A 1,290-nucleotide genomic window follows, 5' to 3' on the forward strand; every position below is an offset into this window, starting at 1 on the left:
TCGGATTAAGTTGATAATGCGGCAAGGGTATGGTTTTTCTAATTTTAATAATTTTAGGAATCGCGTATTAGCTTGCTTTTCTGATTAGATAAACTTATAACCATAAGTTCAGGAGAGCCGTTCAATTTTTGACTGTTCCGCTTGGCGGTGTATTAGCTCGCAATCAGGGTTATGAATTCAGGAAAATTATGGACAATGCTCTTCAACTAGGCGATCGCAGTAACAATGATTTGTCTATCAAGTTTTTGGAGTGGGACTAGGTAAGATACTAGAGATAAAACTTAAACACATACCAAATCATTCAATAAATTAGGAAAAATTAATGAAATGAGTCAATAAATTTTGGTTCTCGTTTCATTAAAGGCTTTTGTTAACGGAAGTCAAGGCAAAAAAATAGAACTCTCTGATTTTTAATTCCTCTATATACAGACTAGGAGCGACATTATGGACGAGTTTGTTAGGCAAGCTGCTGGACTAGGATTGCCTGTGATTTTACTTCTAATTGTGATGGCAACTACAGGTTTTGCAGGAGCGGCCGCAATTACGACGGCTTTGGCAATGTTAGGTGGACCAGCAGGAATGTTCAGTGGCATTGCTTTGCTGGGCATCATCGGTTTAGCGACAGAAATGTTATCTAAGTACGGTCTTGAAGCGCTCTTAATTGGAATTTACAGGCAGCGAATTCAAAATGGAGAATCTCATGCTGCAATTTGCCAAGAAATCTGCAAATTACCACTATCTGGAGATTTGAGGCGGAGACTTGGGGAAGAGTTTGGGTTTTAGTAAACATGAGATGAGCAATTTTATTTTATTTGTAAATTGCCCAAGATATATCTCTGCTAAGTGCTTAGAAAATCAAATAGGAGGAACAGATGGAGAGCGAATTGATTGGAGAGGTTAAATTACGCAACTGCCACCTAGTCTACCGTGAAGACTCAAACTATCGAGTAGATGTGATTAAGGCTCAAAGACCTACAATCGTATTTACAAAAAACATTACTTGTGAAGTAGTGGAGTATTTGTACAATCAACTCAAGGGACATCAAGTTAATAAAGATGAAGCAGCAGATGTCCTCAAACCAGTTGCCAGCAAGTTAAATTTCCCTTACAGCTATGGGCATCAGCTTGCCTATTATACGCAGGAGGTTTTAGTGGTACTTGTGGCGATAGGTAGAGCAAGTTTTAGTCAACAAATAGGTCGCGGTTGTTGTTATACAATACTCCGGACAGTTTTTAAGCAGCCAGAGTACCATAAGACAAGACTGAAGGAAGGTTAGGGTGATTTAAAAT

General features: G+C 38.7%; 3 protein-coding genes. All 3 read left to right on the forward strand.

Annotated elements, in window-relative coordinates:
- Positions 1-128 precede the first annotated feature (128 nt).
- Positions 129-260, forward strand: coding sequence for a hypothetical protein (locus QUA36_RS31180; RefSeq protein ID WP_333460159.1), 132 nt, complete (start codon positions 129-131; stop codon positions 258-260).
- Between the two features lie 184 nt (positions 261-444).
- On the forward strand, positions 445-783 hold the full coding sequence (locus QUA36_RS31185; protein WP_333460160.1) for a hypothetical protein: 339 nt from the start codon (positions 445-447) through the stop codon (positions 781-783).
- A gap of 89 nt (positions 784-872) precedes the next feature.
- On the forward strand, positions 873-1,277 hold the full coding sequence (locus QUA36_RS31190) for a hypothetical protein (RefSeq protein WP_333460161.1): 405 nt from the start codon (positions 873-875) through the stop codon (positions 1,275-1,277).
- Positions 1,278-1,290 lie beyond the last annotated feature (13 nt).

This window comes from Microcoleus sp. Pol10D4 (assembly GCF_036701555.1).
GTDB lineage: Bacteria > Cyanobacteriota > Cyanobacteriia > Cyanobacteriales > Microcoleaceae > Microcoleus.